The organism is Turicimonas sp. TL08 (genome assembly GCF_054660695.1).
This window is the reverse complement of record NZ_BAAGDP010000062.1, coordinates 1-676: the sequence shown is the minus strand read 5'-3', so window position 1 is coordinate 676 and position 676 is coordinate 1. Positions and strand designations below refer to the sequence as shown.

Sequence of the window (676 nt, the reverse complement as noted above, 5' to 3'; positions counted from 1 at the left end):
ATTCTAAAGACCAGAATGAGTTAAGGCTGACGTCATATGCAGAAGGGGCTAAGAAGCGGGCGCCCGTTGCATTGCGCATCCTAGGCAAAGGAGCACTTAGAGGAACCATTCAGCTCATTAAAAAACTCGACGTCTACGAACTGAGAGTCTGCCGTGAAGCCTTATGCAAACCGGAAAGGACTGAAGGAGAGATTGTTGGCTTCGATACCGGTTATACGGAAGTCGCAGCTTTAAGCAACGGAGCTTTTGTCGGGAAAAGGCTCGATCAGTACATGGTCAATCAGGTCTCTCGGATCGTGAAATCTGCTGCAGAAGTTTATGATGTTAAGGTCAGAATCGAGACAGTTGGTTCGGCTGTTAATTTGGAAACGGATCAAGAGATCTCTCTCCGACTTCAAAAAATTGCCGAGCAGGTTGAGTCAGTTGAACGAGTTGCCTATTACAACGACATAGCAGCTTCTGAGGATTGTACTTGGCTTATTAAGCGAGTACGTGACAGAGGCGGAAAGGCCGGATACTTCTTATTCGGCTGTAACCATCACGGCCACCTTGACATCCTCCTCTTCGTGAACGAAGAGGATTCCCTACCACCACTACAACAGCCGTAGCCTATTGTTGTAGAAGGTCTCGTTGGGTTCCTGCTGACAACGGCCTTACTGCACCGTTCATTTCACAG

At 48.1% G+C, this 676-nt stretch carries 1 pseudogene; it reads left to right on the top strand.

Going from position 1 to position 676, the window contains the following annotated elements:
• A pseudogene (locus ACYQ4O_RS12935) lies at positions 1-608 on the top strand (hypothetical protein); the annotation flags it as partial.
• Positions 609-676 lie beyond the last annotated feature (68 nt).